The organism is Paenibacillus oenotherae, from assembly GCF_019443105.1.
Classification (GTDB): Bacteria; Bacillota; Bacilli; order Paenibacillales; family Paenibacillaceae; genus Paenibacillus_Z; species Paenibacillus_Z oenotherae.
Genome location: NZ_JAHZIJ010000010.1, coordinates 106107 through 126050, shown reverse-complemented (window position 1 = coordinate 126050; position 19944 = coordinate 106107). Strand labels below are relative to the sequence as shown.

The following is a 19944-nucleotide window of genomic DNA, read 5'->3' as shown; positions in this document are numbered from 1 at the left end:
GTATTGTCTGTACTTCCTCCTAAAAGCCTGGTGCGCGATTAGCTGCCGTTGAGGCCATAGGCGCTTCGTGTAACAATCTCCGCCAGCTCTGACCTCTGCGCCTGATATTGATCAAGGGTAATGCTTCCCTGCGCAAGACGCGAATCCAACTGCTCGGTCATCTCAGCCATCTGCAAAGCGATGATATGCTGCACATCCCGATTGTTATTCTTAGCGATATCAGCCAATGATTCGCCGTTATACAACGCTTCTTGTACTTCGTCATTAGAGGATGCGCCAAGCAATTGCAGCAGGGCATCTTGAACTTCAATATTCACTTTCTGAGTGGGTGATATCGGGCTCTTGCTTCCGGCATTGGCCTTGTCGGTCCAAATACCTCCGCTAAGTGTGATCACAATAGCTATCGTGCCAACGATAATAATTTGTTTGGGATTCATCGTTAATCCTCTCTTGAAAAGTAATCTTCCTCTATCTACTACGAACAAGCCCTTCTATTAGTTGCAAGATGTTAAATTCAGTGTTCTGTTATACGCGATAACTGTAACTACATAGCACTTCTTGGACAGAACGAATCAAATTGGCTTAAATCCAAGATGTTGCCGCGTTCAATGGGGCGAGTGCGTGACTTCAATATGAGGTATGCAAGCGGGCACTGAATAGCTGATACTATTGCCGATGGCAGGCGAACGGCCGCATCAAAAAGCAGTTACCTTGCTGAAGGAGAGGTATTTAGAATTAATGTGAATACGTTTTGCTGTACGAATGTCAAGAGACTCCTTAGTAAGATGGTCATCTTTGGAGGACTAAGATGAAAGAACTTTTGCAAGTGACCAAAGTAGCCTGAATTGGGCAAGGTACACTATTAAGAAGACATCATAGAAGCTGGTACATCTACATAACCGGATAATATTAGAAAACTTTTATATAAAATATAAAATTACCCGCTTCATCTGTGTTAAATTAGTATTTGGTATATTTTATAATTTGTTCAATTGGGGGGATATTTTTGTGAAGAGAATAGTGGCTAGTGCTTTGATATTAACTCTATTAATGATTTCAGCATCACCAATTACGGCGAGAGATAGTCGTGTGAAACTATCGCCACATTTCGGTAAAGAGAGGTTAGTATCTGTTTCATCGGTTGTATACAACCCTATGAACGATGTTGTTGATAACGTTTATAACTCACCAACAAATGAAGGAATACCTACAGTGCCGACGGGGCTGACAACACCAATTCAGTCGAACACAACGATTAATTTGAATTGGACGGCATCAACCGATGCTGCGGGTATAGCGAACTATGAAGTGTATCAGGATGGAACGAAGATCGGAACAACAAGCAATACGCATTTCACGGCAGTAGGTCTTGAGAGTAATACGACTCATAGCTTCTATGTCAAGGCTGTAGATACGGATAGCGAAGTATCGGAAGCAAGTGAAACGATAACAGCCTCGACAATAAACAGGAATGAGAAGGAGGTAGCGGAGGGAGAAGATACTGTTTATCTTATCGGAACAGTCCCGAGCAATAACCAAGTTGAGAAGAATGCAAGTGCAGGAAGCTGGAGGAGCTTTGAAACAGCGAATCTAGAAGAAAGTGTCGTTATTGAAATTCCGATTCCCGAAGAAGAAGGGATGTATAAAATCGTATATCGGATGGCAACTGGGCCTGACATGGGAACGGTTCAGTTTGACTTGGGTAGGTTAGGACCACCTAAGTACAGTATTGACTTCTATCAGAGCAATCCGGGGTTTAAGGAGTTTGAAGAGGGCTGGACGATACTGCCTACCAAGTACGGGGAATACAAAAAACGGCTCACAGTAAAAGGGAAGCACGAGAGCAGCACAGGATACAAAATGGGAATCGACGCTGTGTACTATATTAAAGATACAGTGAAACCGACGACACCAAGCACATTATCGCTTGTGAATAAGACAATGACAAGCGTAAAACTGACCTGGTCGGCTGCAACGGATAACGCGCGACTGAAGGAATACGAGATCTTATCGGGTACAACTGTGCTCGGGACTGTAGATGCATACACAACCAGCTATACTGCGGAAGGATTAACCCCGAATGCGGCGTACAATTTCATCGTTCGAGCAAAGGACTATTCAGGCAACCTGTCGGATCCTACGGAAGCGCTAGTTGTTAAGACTGGATTACCGCCAACGAAACCGACAGGGTTAACGTCACCAATTCAGTCGAACACAACGATTAATTTGAATTGGACGGCATCAACCGATGCTGCGGGTATAGCGAACTATGAAGTGTATCAGGATGGAACGAAGATCGGAACAACAAGCAATACGCATTTCACGGCAGTAGGTCTTGAGAGTAATACGACTCATAGCTTCTATGTCAAGGCTGTAGATACGGATAGCGAAGTATCGGAAGTGAGCGAAACGGTAACAGCCTCAACTGTTGATGAGAATGCAATGCAAGTGCTGGAGTTTGAGGGTATTTCTCATACCAATACGGGACAATCATCTATTCGTGTAGCTGATGGGGATGCAAGTGCTGGGGAATGGCAGAATATAAATACCGAGGCTGTCGATGAGTATGTGGAATTTAATGTTCCAGTATCGGAACCAGGCAGCTATCAGGTTATTGTGCGAGTCAGAAAGGGTCCTGATATGGGGCGGATGCAATTGAATAACAACCCTACTATTATCGATGGATACAACAGCAATACAGAGTTTGAGGAAATCAACATGGGTTGGGTAACCGTTCAGACGGACGATACACATGCATTTCGTTTTACAGTGAAAGGTAAAAACGCCAGCAGTGCAGATTATAAGATCGGACTTGATGCACTATATCTGATCAAGGATTCAGAGAAACCAACGACGCCGAGTGCATTATCGCTTGTGAAGAAGACAATGACAAGCGCAGAAATGGTCTGGTCGGCTACAACGGATAATGTGCAGTTGAAGGAATATGAGATCTTATCCGGTTCAACAGTGATTGGAACCGTAGATGCACACACGACCAGCTATACAGCGGAAGGATTAACTCCGAATGCGATATACAGCTTCACCGTTCGCGCGAAGGACTACACAGGAAATCTGTCGGACCCTACGAAAGCGCTAGTTGTTAAGACCGGGTTGCCACCAACGGTGCCGACTGGGTTGACATCGCCAATTCAGTCGAACATGACGATTAATTTGAATTGGACGGCATCAACCGATGCTGCGGGGATAGCGAGCTATGAAGTGTATCAGGATGGAACGAAGATTGGGATTACAAGCAGGACGCATTACACGGCAGTAGGTCTTGAGAGTAATACGACCCATAGCTTCTATGTCAAAGCTGTAGATACGGATGGCGAAGTATCTGAAGTGAGCGAAACGATAACAGCCTCAACTGTTGATGAGAATGCAATGCAAGTGCTGGAGTTTGAGGGTATTTCTCATACCAATACGGGACAATCATCTATTCGTGTAGGTGACGGGGATGCAAGTGCCGGAGAATGGCAGAATGTAAATACCAAGGCTGTCGGTGAGTATGTTGAATTTAATGTTCCAGTATCGGAGCCAGGCAGCTATCAGGTTATTGTGCGAGTCAGAAAGGGTCCTGATATGGGGCGGATGCAATTGAACAACAACCCTACTATTATCGATGGATACAACAGCAATACAGAGTTTGAGGAAATCAACATGGGTTGGGTAACCGTTCAGACGGACGATACACATGCATTTCGCTTTACGGTGAAAGGTAAAAACGCCAGCAGTGCAGATTATAAGATCGGACTTGATGCACTATATCTGATCAAGGATTCAGAGAAACCAACAACACCAAGTACATTATCGCTTGTGCGGAAGACTGCCACAAGCGCGGAGCTGACTTGGATAGCATCAATGGATAATGCGGAGCTGAAAGAATATGATATCCTATCCGGTTCAACCGTGATTGGGATCGTAGATGCACACACGACCAGCTATATAGCAGAAGGATTAGCACCGAATGCGATATACAGCTTCACCGTTCGTGCGAAGGATCACACAGGAAATCTGTCGGACCCTACGGAAGCACTAGTTGTTAAGACTGGGTTGCCACCAACGGTGCCGACTGGGTTGACATCGCCAATTCAGTCGAATACGACAATTAATTTGAGTTGGACGGCATCAACTGATGCCGCGGGTATAGCGAACTATGAAGTGTATCAGGATGGAACGAAGATCGGAACAACAAGCAATACGCATTTCACGGCAGTAGGTCTTGAGAGTAATACGACTCATAGCTTCTATGTCAAGGCTGTAGATACGGATAGCGAAGTATCGGAAGTGAGCGAAACGATAACAGCCTCAACTGTTGATGAGAATGCAATGCAAGTGCTGGAGTTTGAGGATATTTCTCATACCAATACGGGACAATCATCTATTCGTGTGGTTAGTGGAGATGCAAGTGCTGGGGAATGGCAGAATGTAAATACCAAGGCTGTCAGTGAGTATGTTGAATTTAATGTTCCAGTATCGGAGCCAGGCAGCTATCAGGTTATTGTGCGAGTCAGAAAGGGCCCTGATATGGGGCGGATGCAGTTGAACAATAATCCTACTATTATCGATGGATACAACAGCAGTACAGAGTTTGAGGAAATCAACATGGGTTGGGTGACCGTTCAGACGGACGATACACATGCATTTCGTTTTACAGTGAAAGGTAAGAACGCCAGTAGTACAGATTATAAGATCGGACTTGATGCACTATATCTGATCAAGGATTCAGAGAAACCAACAACGCCTGCGAATATTATGGTTTCCGAGCTGTCTGCAAATCATTTTAAAATTGCTTGGGATGCGTCTGCGGATAATGCTAAAGTAGCCTCTTATGAAATTTATAACGGCACAACGCTTTTAGCTACTGTTCCGGGGACTGAGACCACATACAAGGTTCAGAATGCAGCGTTTGGAATTTATGACATTAGCATCAGGGCGAAGGATGCATCAGGAAATCTGTCATTGCCATCAACCGTTCTTCATTATACGTATATTTATGATGCAAATGAGCCCAATAATACTTTCGCACAGGCAAAGGTATATTCGGCGGGTGTTCAATCAGGCTACCTGTCAGCGCCATCAGATGTTGATTATTTCAGATTCATTCCAGTATCAACAGGAGTTTATCATATCACTCTTCTCGTGCCCGATGACAATAATTACAATGTTGTTTTATACAATGAGATGCAGCAACAGATTTCTAAAGGAATCATTGCTGGAAATAAAAATGAAGAAGTCTCATTCAACGTGGAAAGCGGAAAAAGCTACTATATAAAAGTAATTGCAGGAGAGTCGACCATTTCTATTGAGCCTTATAAATTCCAGATCTCTAGAAAAGCGACTCATTATGTATACGACAAATCGAACAGGCTCATCAAGCGAACCATCACCCTCGGTATGTATGTCTATACAACGGAATATATTTATGATTTGAATGGTATTTTTGTTAGCACCGTGACTAGACAAGAGTTGGTTCAATTGTAATCACTAATTAACGAAAAACAGACCGGAATGAGAGGCAGGATTTGGAGAAGATGAGAATACGGAATAGTAAAATTATATTAGCAGCAATCATAATAGGCATGTTGGCGGCTGTCTTCGAACCTATGGCTGCGCAGCGAGTCTATGCTAATGAATCAATGTCCACATTCAAGTTAGAGATTGAGAAAGTTGTGGAGCGTTTCGCAACTACAGAACCATTCGTTCAGCAACAACTGGATCAAGGTTATACATTGAATGAGGTGTATACCGCTTTTCTACAAGCAGAAATAAAACAATCTACCTTCCAGGAAGAATTGCATTTATTAAGCCCCAATGAAATTAATCTTTCTTCAACAGTTACCGGTCAGGTCTATAACGATCTGACTGATCCGATATTAAGGATGGTAGATGCGGTAAAAGCGGATGAATCTACTATTGTTGCCGAGCACATGGAAGCAACAGAAAGGGCACTGGAAGGGAAATCTGGTCAGAATCGAGTTATGGCTACAAATGCAACAGTAAGCTCGATTATGCAAGAGGTGCCCCCGGTATATAACAAGACAACCATGAACGAGGCACCATACGCAATCGGATTAAATAATGAGTCCATATCTAGTTTAACTGGGGGACTCTCTGTACAGCAGACGGATATGTCATTACCCGGTAGAAATGGACTAGGTTTTTCATTGACTCGTACCTATGATAGTAATGCATCCCAATTCTATGGGAAAAGTTATGGTGTTAATAACTATACTTACGATATTTATAAATATTACGTCACATTTCAAGCAATTGAAAAGCCTCTTATACCTGTATATACCGTTAAATACACGGAAAATCAATGGATTGAGGAAGATTATGATGGTAATGGAACCGTGGATTATTCAACGGGGTTTGTAGCATCCAATTCAGTCACACTGGGGTCCTATGATACGAGAGTTCAAGCCGATCAAGCGATCAGTAATGGGGTAGTCTATACCAATGGCAATGAAACCCGGACTCAGACGGACTATAGAACGAGCAGCAGTTCTACCGGATTTAACTCCTATGTTTATTATAGTGCTAACGGATTTAGCGGTAACTTATATTCAACAGGGCAGTCCTATGTTATTTCCGGATCATACACACCTGCAGCCTCTAGAACGGAGACGGACAGCTGCACGAAAAAAGAGGAAGGCTACTATAATAGCAGCAAGATATGGGTAAAGAGCTCAGATATTTCAACCTGTCCTTATTCGATATCGTACGCTTCTGGAGGCTACTCAGGAACGCTAAATAAAATTAATGTTGAAACAATCAAAGCATGTGAGTCTGGGGGAACTCCAGGATGGAAATGTACGAGAGAGTATCTAGCCCACTACTCAGGGATAGTTACTAAGCCGGCATCAGCTGATACAAGGGTATACCGTCAGGATTATAGAGGAACGGTCACCAAGCAGGGGGCGTCAGGTTCTATCGGATATGGCTCCTGGCAATCGGCAGGCTCAGGTTACTATAGATATGCAAGAAAAGCGCAGGGCTTCTGGGTTACAGAGTCTTATAAGGAAGGGCAAGGCAGCACGGTAACATTTGCTAGTAATTCATTTGAGAATCAGACAGATGCATATAATTTTAAGAATACCATTAATAGTTATGCAGGATCAGTGCTTAAAAGGGACGGTCAATATATTTATTATTTTGCGAGCAGCCCGAATGCAACTGTACAAACCTATGTAGCAGCTGTTGGACAAGGGGTCTCATACTACAATCAGACTACAACGCCAATTGAGCAGCAAATGTATCCAATTGGTAAGGGTTGGAGTTGGAGCTTGCCCTTTATAGAAAAGAGTGAAGGGAAATTATTTATTCATCTTGCGGGTAAGGGGAGTTATGAGATAGATGGATCTCGTTTGAAAGGCTACGACTGGGAGGGGATGTCGTTTACAACCAATACCAGCGTGAGCTTCAATGGGGAAACCTCAAAATATGTATTAACTTCGGTGGACGGAACCATCAAGCAGTACTTCACAGATGATGGACGGATACTACAAATATCAGACGCTTATAATAATGCGACTCAATTCTCCTATACACAACATGCGACCTATGCCCGAAAACTACTCAGCGAGGTAACTGATGCGATCGGCAATAAGATTCAGATTGTCTATACGCCATCAGAAGTGAGACTAACTAAAGGAAGTCAGAGCGTTCTCTATAGGAAGCATACAGAACAAGGTGTTGAAATTCTAGATTCTGTTACGGATGTGATTGGTCGTAAGACCACGTATTCTTATCAGCTTAAAGAAGCCAAATTCAATTTATTCTCTGCCTATCCTGAACGCGGTACATCGAATCCCTATGCATTATTAACTCAGGTCCAGCATCCGACTGGCTCGAAAACCGTATATACCTACGAGACACTCCCGGTGAAACGATTGATTGGTTCCAGTTCGGTTAATGAAGCTTACCGTTTGCAATCCCGTTTCGATCAAATTATATACGATAACGGCAGCATAGAAGACTTTAACCGCCAAAGCATACAGTATCATAATACGGATATTGGTTCGTCCTATGATCAGGATATGACGATATTAACAACAATAGATAATGGATTAACGCGATCAACATTTAACTATAAAAAAGATGTAATAAATGCTGAAACACCTGCGCAATATTATCTTCAGGAATCTATTATCAAAGCCGATGGTATGGAGAAGAAGACGGTAAATACGTATGGTAAGACAGTAGGAGCACGTAATTATCCTGTTTCTGTTCCAACTGTCTCTGTCATGAGTGACAATATTACAGGCGACACAATAACTGTAAGTAATCAATATGACGATTACGGCAACACACTGCAATCTACTGATGCTGCGGGTATAACGACAACCTATACCTATGACCCTAGCACTCATCTTATTAAGACGATGGTTAAACCAGTTAGTTCAGACACATCGCTTTTTACAGAGTACATTCGCAATCCACAAAGAGCTGTTACTCAGGTAACGGTTAGGAAAAATAATGCGATAGGCGAGATACTTCAACAAGTAAGTTACCCTAGCTATGATGAGTATGGTAACGTGCTTAAAGAGGTGGTACTCCTTGATGGAAGATCTCGCGAGGCTACCTTTGAGTACAAGGGAGGAGAAAATAAATTCGCTTTCCCAACAAAGAAGACATTAACTGTGATTGATGCAGATAATCTTTCAACTACAATTCATACAGAAGCAGAGTATGATCGTTCTAACGGTCTGATGACTGCATGGATTGACGGCAAACAAAATCGTACCGCATACGAATACGATGTTCTTCATCGAATTAAGAAAGTCACTTATCCTGGCGGTGCCGTTTTCCAGTCAGATTATAATGATGTAAGTAATACAATTACAGTCAGAAATGAAGTCGGGAGCAAGGCCAGAATTAGCTGGAACTCTCTTGGATGGAAGATTAAAGAGGAATTACTGGAAGGTTCTGATTACAAGCGAAAAGCCAGTTATGGCTATGACAGTAATGGAAGGATGATCTGGAGCGAGGATGCCCGATCCAATCGATCACAGGTTGCTTATGACAAGTGGGGACGTACGACTTCCACGATCAATGCCGATCTTGCCGAGTCAAAGGCTATTTATAATGAAGCACTGCGTACAACTACAACCATTGATGCAGAAGGCTATACGCAAATCCAGACTTTCGACAAACTAGGAAGGGTAGTTAAGCAAGAAGAGCGATCGACACCAAATGCTGTTATCAAACAAGTTAGTAGTTTAGTTTACCATCCGATCAGTGGACAGGTAACCGAACAGAGAGATGGCAATAACAATGTAACGAAATTTGCCTATGATGCTTTAGGCCAGCTCAGTGCTGTAACAAATGCGAAGAATGAAACCACCTCTTACACCTATGATAAAGTTGGAAATATAACTAAGATGACGTATCCAGGTGGAAGTGTTAAGGAGAAGTTCTACGATGAACTTGGTCGTGTGAAACAGATCAAGGATGAGGAAGGAAGGCTGGAAAGGCGGTATTACGACGCGAACTCTAATCTAGTCAGACGGAAGGATCACAAGGGTAATGAAACAACACTTGCGTATGATGCTAGGAATAGATTGACAAATCGTACCAGTGCGAATCAATCTGTGACATACACATATGACGAGGCTGGCAAACGTCTTAGTATGACTGATGGGACTGGAACCACAGCCTATTCGTATGATCCGTATACTGAACAATTAACTACATTGACCTATCCAGATCAACTAAAGCTGCAACTCGAGTATGATGCCAACGGCAATCGCGAGAAGATGACAGGACCGTTTGGAAGTACGACATTCTATTCCTATAATAACCTGAACCAATTGGTGGACGTAGGAACAATAAAAGGCTCAGCGGATGCTAGGTACACATATAAAAAGAATGGGCTATTGCACCAGACGATTGGGCAAAACGGAGTTACCAGCAATAGCCGATATGATGGACTGAAATTATCGGAACTGAGCCATGTTGCAAACGAAGAGGCTGTACTGACCTATAAGTATGCCTACGATGGAAATAACAACATTGCGAATCGGACGGTTAATCAGCAGAAGACAGATTCATTTACCTACGACAGTCTGAACCGAATCGAGACTTCAAGTGAATTCGCAGAGACCTACACTTATGATCAGAGAGGTAACCGGTTATCGATGGAATCGGTGCTGACTACTGCTGATTTTGAAGATAGGGATATTACCTTGGATAACGAGGGCAGGTTGACGAGTATTGCTAAGGATAGAGCTAGCGTTCAATATCGTTATAACGGGGACGGTTTGATGGTAGAGCGGATCCAAAATGACATTACGACACGATATTATTATGATGGGGATCAGATTATCGCGGAAGCGACCGTCATTAACGGTGTAAGGCAATTGAAGGCCAATTATATACGCGGCAATCGGTTGGAGGTGATCTCGTACAGTGATGGTTCGAAGGCGTATCCGGTAGTAAATGGACACGGCGATATCGTCGAATTGAGAGATGCCTCGGGAAATCTCCTGAACAAGTACGAGTACGATCTCTGGGGGAATGTAGTATCGGAAGAAGAGATGGTGCATAATCCGTTCAGGTACTCTGGCGAGCTATGGGATAGTACGACGAAGTTACAGTACCTGAGAGCCAGATGGTACAATCCCTCCGATGGACGATTTGTTAGTGAGGATACTTATGAGGGACAGATTGATAACCCGCTGAGTTTGAATCTATATACGTATGTGAGCAATAACCCTTTAATATTTACTGACCCTTCGGGTCATATGCAAGAAAGTGACGTTAAATATAAAAAAAGTAATACTTTTGTTTACGAGCAACTGGAATTCTTAACAGAAGCATATAATGGAGCGGCTGGATCAAAAGCTATGCAAAATCAGATTCATGCAACCGCTAATTATTTGAGGTTTGTTGCAGATACTGGGGCGAATTACGCAATTGTTAGCCTGGATACATTCCTACCTGTTGATACCGGTTCAGACCCTCATAGAGATACTTATCTAGGAAATGGTAGCGACAGACACTTTGGGGTGAATGACCTCAATGTAAAGACTTTACAATATGGAGTGGTGAATCTCGATTACAATTCAATTGTGGGATTCAATTATGTTACAGTAACAGAACGGATTGATGACCAAGGAGAAGTTATTGCATCCAAACGTGATAGCAATAGAGGAATGTCTTGGGCTACTAATCTAGATAAAAGTGGAGATAGTAATTACACTATAATTAATGCTGTTACTTCTGCAAGAAATGAACTATCATCTGGTTCTCCATCTCTTGATTACTCTGTTAAGATTAAAATCAGTAATATGAGTAGAATAACGGTGTCGGGTACCCTTGATAAATTCCCTTCATATGAAGGTTATATTAGTATTAATGGCGGTAATTTTAATACTTTGTATCAATTCAGTGCAATCCCTGCTCCAGTAAATCCATTCATTAATCTGGCTTTTAGTCGGGGGTCTTTTAGTTATAGCTTTACCTACGAATAAGAGTTTCAAGCTCTAACTTAACTCGAAGGTTAGGTGAGATTATCTCCTAGCCTTCCTTCGATGAAGGAAGTGTCCGTTTTGATAAAAAAGAGTTTCATCTTAGCTGTTTTAGTTTTAGGTTTGTTGCTAATTGCAATATCGGTATCTCCTCTCTTCTTAGTGGTTCGTGAATTTGTGATTGATTCTAAAATAAATTCAAGATATGAGTTTAAAGGTATTAATAATAGGAATATTTCAGAGCAAGGTTCACAATCTCTTAATCACCCCATTAAATGGGAAGGGAATGTCGTTGAGATCTTAACAGAAGATACGGGTAAGGCTGTATCAAATCTTGTGATTAATAATCAGGTAAAACACAAGGTATTTATTAAAGTGGTAATTAATGGTATGGAAATATATCCCACTTCTGAAGCGTGGTTAGCACCTAATAGTATAATAGAGGGGCGGGTTTTGTCTTGGCTTAATATTGTAGAAATAAAGGATAATGTAAGCAACGAAACATATCTTGCAATAATACAAAGGTTATCAGGCGATTGGTTAAAAGGTGAGAATATCACAACACATGTTGAATCACAGAAATGGAGAGTAATTTCCATTCACCGGAACAAAGAATTAAAAGAAGAAACCTTTTCCTATACAGAGAGAGGGGATCATTTACTTGGAGTGAAATTAATACAGTTATCGTCGCAATCATCTTCATTAATTGGTTATAAATCTGATTTGCCCTATAGAAATCCATCAATTTATTTTCCTGTTGTCTATCCCTTGAGTTCTTGTCTAATTGGATTAATATTATTAATTGTTGGGTTTATTATAAAATATAAGGTAAATAATCATTCGAGGCTTTAACTGCTATTGTCAGTACGATGAGGTAAAATATAAAATGCATCCCTTATAGTAGACATTCGAAAAACTAGGGTGATTTCGATGGAGCTTAAGGGGTGTATTTTTTTGTGTTGATAAAGGTAGAATTTCAAGTCATATTCTTATGAAATTACAGATATGGTGAATTGCGGGAATTCAGATCCTGGGCAGAGCATTAAATAATCACTATTAGGGAATCCAAGGAAATTAATGCTGGGTAGATATAGCTCGTTGAGGAATAATTCATGATCCGTCGTATGCTGAATGGCATGTATGGTCGTGCGCAGGTTAGAATTCTAAGATTTTCCGACAAAAACCGACACTTATGGGCAATGTCATAAATTTTTCTTTATTTCATATAAATTTTTACAGGAAAATGACATTAAATGTAGAACCAATATACTAGATGGCTAAATGGATTCGTGGGCCTAAAGTAAGAATGGAGAGGTGAAATTAATGTTAGTTAAGAAGCAATTATCAAGAATGGTCGTTATATTCCTGACGATCAGTATGATGATGCCGTTTATAGCGGCGCAGAGGGTAAGCGCAGATGATCTGACGATTCGGGCAGAGATGGATACTTACGTGGATAATGAGGGTTCTTATCCCGAGGGGTTTGAAGATTTAGGGTATTTAACTGATGAAAACTTTGTAGGATATGACGCAGACTACGGCGAAGCAAAAAGCGCGATGAAATTTCAGCTTGCCAGCATAACCGACCCTATTGTAAGTGCTGAACTCCGAATCTACATAACGGAAGTGTTTGATAATACACCTCCTTTTGTTAGTCTGTGGAAATCAAGCAACGATGCATGGTTAGAAAATACAGCAACAATTCCTGCTGCTGGAGACGCAATCATTGAAGGAGTCACAGGTTTTGTCGAAGGCCAATGGAAAACATTTGATGTTACCGATTATATTACTGAACAAGCGGCCGGGGACAAAGTGGCTACATTTGTGCTTACAGGACGATCTTCCGGTGATGTATCACAAATTGGCTATTACTCCGATGAGGATAATACCTATTATCCGCGTCTGGTCGTTACAGTGAACTCTAACGAAGCCCCTACCGATATTAATCTATCGTCATCGAGTGTAGCGGAGAATGCTGCCTCTGGAACGGCTGTAGGTACGTTGTCGGCTGTAGATGCTGATGTGGGCGATACGTTCACCTATAGTTTGGTGAGTGGAGCAGGCAGTACCGATAATGTGAGCTTCCAGATCGTTGGCAATGAATTGCGAACGGCGGCTATTTTTGACTATGAGACCAAGAACAGCTATAGCATTCGGGTTCGAGTGACGGATGGAGAAGGAGCTACCTATGAGGAAGTACTGACTATCACAGTACTCAATGGCAATGATGCGCCAACAGACATCACCTTGAGCAGCTCGAGTGTAGCGGAGAATCAAGCTGTCAGCACAGTGGTAGGAAATCTGGGCACAGCCGACATTGACGGCGGTGATACGTTTACTTACAGCCTGGTAAGCGGAGCGGGATCTACGGATAACGCAAGCTTCAAAATCGTTGGCAGCCAGCTGCAAACGAATGCAATGTTCGATTTCGAGACGAAAAGCTCTTACAGTGTTCGAGTTCGTACGACGGATTCGGCAAGCCATACCTTCGAGAAAGCTTTCACGATCACAATAACCAATGGCAATGACGCGCCTACTAATATTTCATTGTCAGGTTCGACAGTTGCAGAGGATGCGACTGGCGGCTTCGAGATTGGCACGCTCACCACTACTGATTTGGATGGCAGCGATACGTTTGTTTATAGCTTGGCAAGCGGGGCGGGTGATACCGATAATGCGAGCTTCGTTATAGACGGCGATAAATTGAAGACGAATGTAGCAACAATATTCAACTATGAAACCAAGAATTCCTACAGCATTCGGATTCGCACGACGGATTCACAAAGTCATACCTTCGAGAAACAGTTCACAATTACAGTGACGAATGTTAATGAGACACCAACTGATATCAGCCTATCGGCAGCAAGCATAGCCGAGAATGCGGCGTCAGCCACTCCAGTAGGCACATTCACTGCGACTGATGTAGATGGCGGCGACACGTTCACTTACACACTTGCCACCGGTACGGGCGATGCAGATAATAGCTCTTTCACGATTGTTGGCAATGAGCTGAGATCGAATGAGGTATTTGATTACGAGACGAAGAACAGCTACAGCATTCGTGTACGTGTGACAGATGCAGGCGGCAGCAGCCATGAGAAAGTATTCACGATTACGATAACCAATGGCAATGATGCGCCAACCGCCATCGCTTTGACCGCGAATAGCTTAGCGGAGAATGAAGCGACAGGCACAACGATTGGTACATTCAGCGCAACCGATATCGACAGCTCAGAGACGTTCGCATACAGCCTTGTCAGCGGCGCAGGCGATACGGGCAATGCAAGCTTCACGATTGATGGCAATACATTGAAATCGGCAGTAGGCTTTAACTTTGAAGCGCAGGACAGCTACAGCATCCGGGTTCGTGTAACGGACGGAGGCTCCAACACTTTTGAGCAGACCTTCGTTATCTCGGTAACGGACGTGAATGAAGCACCTACGGATGTATCATTGACTCCATCCTCCTTTGCGGAGAATACAGAGATCGGCGAGACGATCGGAGCATTCATCGCAACAGATGCTGACGCTGGCGATACGTTCACCTATGCACTTGTGAGTGGAACGGGTGATACGGATAACGGAAGCTTCTCCATTACAAATGATGAGCTTCTGGCTGATGATGAATACGATTTCGAGAACAAATCGAGCTACAGCATTCGAGTTGAAGTGACGGATGCCGATGGTTTGACGTTCGAGAAGTCCTTCGTTGTTACCGTAACAGACAGCAATGACCCTCCAACAAATCTCACATTGACAGGTGATACTGTGGAGGAGAATGAATCAGCTGGCACGGAGGTTGGAACCTTCGCAACAGTGGATAGCGATGCAGGGGATACCTTCACGTATACGCTGGTTAGCGGTACGGGCGATGAGGATAACAGTTCATTTGCTATAGCAAGTAACAAGCTGAACATTAGCACCCCTCTCAATTATGAGGCGCAAGAGGAATATAGCATCCGAGTCCGTGTAACCGATAGCGGCGGGAGCACATTCGAGAAGTCTTTTGTCATCACAGCAACGGACGCTAATGATGCCCCTTCCGATATTACTTTGACAGGCACTGAAGTGGATGAGAATGAGTCCATCGGTACTGTGATTGGTACACTGGATGCAGTAGACGAGGATGCCAGCAATACGTTCACCTACAGCCTTGCTGCTGGCAGCGGCGATACGGATAATGCCAGCTTTGCTATTGTTGGCAACGAGCTCAGAACGGATGATGATTTTAACCATGAGACCAAGGATTCATACAGCATCCGTATTCGAGTGACGGACTCAGCATCCGGAACATATGAGGAAATTTTCACGATTACGATTGGTGATGTGAATGAAACGCCGACAGGTGTAAGCTTGTCAGCTTCAAGCATCGTAGAGAATCAAGCGATTGGCACTTCCATCGGATCATTCACAACTACAGATGTTGATGATGGCGATACCTTCACCTATACATTTGTGAGCGGCAGTGGCGATACGGACAATGCAAGCTTCACCATTGCAGGGAACGTGCTGCAAACAGGCACAGTCCTAGACTATGAGACGAAGGACAGCTACAGCGTACGTATCCGTGTAACAGATTCGGGAGGGGCAACCTTCGAGCAATCATTCCCGATCACGGTAACGGACGGCAACGATGGACCAACAGATATCGCATTAACTAACGATACCGTGCAGGAGAACCAAGCCAGCGGAGAGACCGTAGGCTCCCTCAGCGCGACAGACTCGGATATCGGGGACAGCTTCACGTATGCGCTCGCCAGCGGCAGCGGCGATACGGATAATGCCAGCTTTTCGATAACGGGTGATGTACTCAGCACCAGTGCTGTATTCGACTACGAGACGAAGAGCAGCTACAGCATCCGTATCCAAGCAACAGATTCCGCAAGCAACATCTTTGAGAAAACCTTTGTTATTGCAGTAACGGATGTGAACGATGCTCCGACAGGTCTGTCGCTGTCTGCATCCTCTGTTGCAGAGAACGCCGTTTCTGGAACAACGGTTGGAACCTTGAATGCTGCTGATGTGGATCTTGGGGATACGTTCACTTACACGCTTGTAAGCGGTGCGGGAGATACCGACAACGGATCATTCACGATTGCGGGCAATGCGCTTAAGACAGACGACGTATTTGATTTCGAAACGAAAGACAGCTACAGCGTTCGGATCAGAGTAACGGATTCGGAAGGAGCAACCTTCGAGCAAGCCTATGTCATTACAGTGACGGACAGCAATGACGCTCCAACGGTTCTGGCCTTGACTGGCGCCACAGTTGCCGAGAATGAAGCAGCAGGTACGGAAATTGGAACATTCAGCACGACAGATGTTGATAGTGGGGACAGCTTTACGTATAGTCTGGTCAGCGGCACAGGTGATACAGATAATACCAGCTTCACGATATCGGGCGACAAGCTGTTGACCGGCGCAGTTCTTGATTATGAGTCGGCAGCCAGCCACAGCATCCGAGTACGAGTGACGGATTCAGGCGGCGGGATCTTCGAGAAGGCCTTCACCATTACAGTTACAGATGCTAATGATGCGCCTTCTGACCTTACCCTGACGGGCACAACGATTGCTGAGAATACGGCAGTGGGCACGGCAGTAGGCACATTAACGGCTGCAGATCTAGATGCAGGCGAGACGTTCACGTATACGCTGGTATCTGGAACGGGAGACGCGGACAACAACAGCTTCACCCTTGCAGGCAATACCCTGCAATCCAAGGAAGTATTCGATTTCGAGACGAAGAGCTCCTATAGTGTGCGTGTAAGAGTAACGGACGCGGCTGCTCATACATTTGAGAAAGCCTTCACCATTACAGTCAGTAATGCGAACGAAGCGCCGTCCAATATTACATTAGATGTGTCTTCTGTCGCAGAGAATGCTGTTATTGGCACTTCAGTTGGCGCTCTTGCAACTACGGATGCTGACAGCGGAGACTCGTTCACGTACAGCTTGGTAAGCGGTGAAGGAGATACGAATAACAGCAGCTTCACACTTGCAGACAATGTATTGAAGACATCTGCTGTATTCGATTTCGAGACGAAGAAATCTTACAGCGTCCGCATCAAAGCAACAGATGCTGGAGGACTCTCTTTCGAGAAATCGTTCACAGTGACGGTAACTAATGTTAGTGAATATTCACCGATTCCAGTCACGCCTTCACTGCCTGTAAGAGAAGAGCTGAAGTTGGAGATTATTGTGAATGGCCAACGGCTGGATGAACTGGCTGATGCTGAGAAGCTAACGGGTATGGATGGCAGAGAGACAATCACCATTACTCTTGACGAGAAGAAGCTGGAGGAGAGACTGGAGAAAGAGGGCCCTAATGCGGTTGTCCAAATTCCAGTCAACCATGATGCAGATATCATTATCGGCAAGCTGAATGGGCAAATGGTTAAGACCATGGAAAATAAAGATGCTGTCTTGAAAATTACGACCAAGCAAGCTGAGTATACGATTCCGGCCGAAGAGATTGACATAGAAGCACTACGGGGGCAATTTGGCGCCGATGTACCTCTACAAGACATTGAGGTGCAGGTAGAGATTGTAACGGTTTCGGAATCTGATGCAGATGTTATTTTCAAGAAAGCTCGCAATGGCAATTATCAAATCATTGCTCCACCTGTGGAATATAAAATTACAGCGACTCACAATGGGACAACAGTTGAAGTTACAGATTTCAGCGCTTATATAGAGAGAACGATCGCCATACCAGACGATGTCGATCCGGATCGAATTACAACAGGCGTTGTAGTTATGCCTGACGGAACGGTCGTCCATATGCCGACAAAAGTGGTGGAAATAAACGGAAAACGCTATGCGGTTATTAAAAGCATGACCAACAGTACGTACACCATCATCTTCAATGAGAAGAAGTTTAGTGATGTAGCGGGTCACTGGTCCGAGCAAGCGGTCAATAATATGGCATCACGTATGATCATTAATGGCGTTAGCGATGAATCATACGAGCCGGATCGCTCTGTTACTAGGGCTGAATTCACGGCCATTATTACTAGAGCGCTTGGTCTATGGAAGCCGCAAGAAGGGGCTTCATTCCAGGATGTTGGCAATACGAGCTGGTATCATGACGCCGTATCAATTGCAGAGCACTATGGTCTGGTTACCGGAATAAATGACACAACATTCGCTCCTGACCGCACAGTTACGCGTCAAGAAGCAATGGTCATTATAGAGCGGGCTCTCAAGCTCGCAGGTCAATCCAATACGCTGACAGCCCAGCAAATTGCGGGAGCGCTTCAACCGTTTAAGGACAGCGCACAAGTAGCAGGATGGGCAAGATCTTCCGCTGCACTTATTATCGAGAAGGGGATTATGACTGGCTTCAACAGTCAATTGAATCCTGGAAATGCCTTAACCCGTGCTGAAACCGCAGTTATCATCAAGAGATTGCTGGAGAAGGCAGAGCTTATATAGAGAAGCGAGGAACGTACATTGCTGGAATATCGAAAGGCCGCTCTGGAGGATGAAGCATTCTTATTCGAGTTATATGTTGAGACACGAAGGGAAGAGTGGGGAGCGCTCGGATGGTCTGAGTCCGAGCTGCTCGCCTTCCTCCAGATGCAGTTCGATATGCAAATGCGTTCATACGCTATGCAATACCCTCATATCGACAGCCAGATTGTATATATGGACGAGCTTAAGATCGGCCGTATTCTGATTTCGCATACGGAGCAAGCCGTTCATCTCATCGATCTGACTTTGACAGAGAGGTATCGCAGGCGGGGGATAGGAACCGAGCTGGTTCAGAATGTGCTTAAGCTTGGCGAACAATCCGGTAAACCGGTTCGTCTTCATGTGCTGCAGCATAATCCGGCTAAAGGTTTGTATGAGCGGCTAGGCTTCAAAGTCACGGAGGATCGGTATCCGTATGTCGCTATGGAATGGCAGCATGACCAATACAAGTGGGAGGTAGAATCATGAGTGATCAATACGTGGGCGAAATACGGATGTTTGGTGGCAACTTTGCACCCGTGGGCTGGCTGCCTTGCGACGGCAGAATACTTTCGATCAGTCAATATGAGGTGCTTTATGTTCTGCTCGGCACGACCTATGGTGGAGATGGTAATACTACATTTGCTTTGCCGGATTTGCGCGGACGTATTCCCTTTAGTATGGGGAGGAGCACGACGGGAACCAACTACGTGCTTGGACAGAGGGCAGGAGTTGAGAGCGTTACGTTAACCAGCCAACAAATGCCTGCTCATACGCATCTGGCTGCGGCTTCGGACATAACCGGTACAATTGCAAGCCCTAGTAACAATTATTGGGGCGGGAGCACAGAGGAACAGTATTCAACTGAAACTGCAGATGGAAGAATGGATGTCAGATCATTGACTCCAACAGGAGGCAATCAGCCGCATGACAATATGATGCCGTCCCTGGTTATCAGTTTTATCATCGCAACGGAAGGCATATTCCCAAGCCAAGGCTAAGAGAAGAAGGAGGG

General features: G+C 44.2%; 7 protein-coding genes. 6 read left to right on the top strand and 1 reads right to left on the bottom strand.

Annotated elements, in window-relative coordinates; genetic code table 11:
- Window positions 1-38: 38 nt before the first annotated feature.
- Window positions 39-437 carry a hypothetical protein gene (locus K0T92_RS15130; protein WP_219873320.1) on the bottom strand — a complete coding sequence of 133 codons (399 nt, stop codon included), beginning with the start codon at window positions 435-437 and terminating at the stop codon, window positions 39-41.
- A 652-nt stretch (window positions 438-1089) separates the two neighbouring features.
- Between K0T92_RS15130 and K0T92_RS15125 the strand changes: the two genes are divergently transcribed.
- The 6 genes from K0T92_RS15125 (at window position 1090) to K0T92_RS15100 (ending at window position 19930) form a co-directional block, all read left to right on the top strand.
- Window positions 1090-5487 (top strand): fibronectin type III domain-containing protein, encoded by a 4398-nt coding sequence (locus K0T92_RS15125; RefSeq protein WP_219873319.1) that lies wholly within the window; start codon window positions 1090-1092, stop codon window positions 5485-5487.
- A gap of 50 nt (window positions 5488-5537) precedes the next feature.
- Window positions 5538-11480 (top strand): RHS repeat-associated core domain-containing protein, encoded by a 5943-nt coding sequence (locus K0T92_RS15120; protein ID WP_219873318.1) that lies wholly within the window; start codon window positions 5538-5540, stop codon window positions 11478-11480.
- A gap of 78 nt (window positions 11481-11558) precedes the next feature.
- Complete coding sequence (locus K0T92_RS15115; protein ID WP_219873317.1) at window positions 11559-12329, top strand: hypothetical protein; 771 nt, start codon at window positions 11559-11561, stop codon at window positions 12327-12329.
- Between the two features lie 471 nt (window positions 12330-12800).
- Window positions 12801-18911: a cadherin domain-containing protein gene (locus tag K0T92_RS15110; protein ID WP_219873316.1), complete on the top strand. Its 6111-nt coding sequence runs from the start codon at window positions 12801-12803 to the stop codon at window positions 18909-18911.
- Window positions 18912-18929: 18 nt separating this feature from the next.
- A complete protein-coding gene (locus K0T92_RS15105; protein WP_219873315.1) occupies window positions 18930-19418 on the top strand; it encodes a GNAT family N-acetyltransferase in 489 nt (162 codons plus the stop codon).
- Complete coding sequence (locus tag K0T92_RS15100; RefSeq protein ID WP_219873314.1) at window positions 19415-19930, top strand: phage tail protein; 516 nt, start codon at window positions 19415-19417, stop codon at window positions 19928-19930. Before K0T92_RS15105 ends, K0T92_RS15100 begins: the two co-directional genes overlap by 4 nt.
- The last annotated feature ends 14 nt before the right edge of the window (window positions 19931-19944 follow it).

Bases quoted from the DNA above. Each gene is read 5' to 3' on its own strand.
- K0T92_RS15130 (WP_219873320.1), bottom strand. From the start codon at position 437: ATGAATCCCAAACAAATTATTATCGTTGGCACGATAGCTATTGTGATC.
- K0T92_RS15120 (WP_219873318.1), top strand. From the start codon at position 5,538: ATGAGAATACGGAATAGTAAAATTATATTAGCAGCAATCATAATAGGC.
- K0T92_RS15100 (WP_219873314.1), top strand. From the start codon at position 19,415: ATGAGTGATCAATACGTGGGCGAAATACGGATGTTTGGTGGCAACTTT.
- K0T92_RS15110 (WP_219873316.1), top strand. From the start codon at position 12,801: ATGTTAGTTAAGAAGCAATTATCAAGAATGGTCGTTATATTCCTGACG.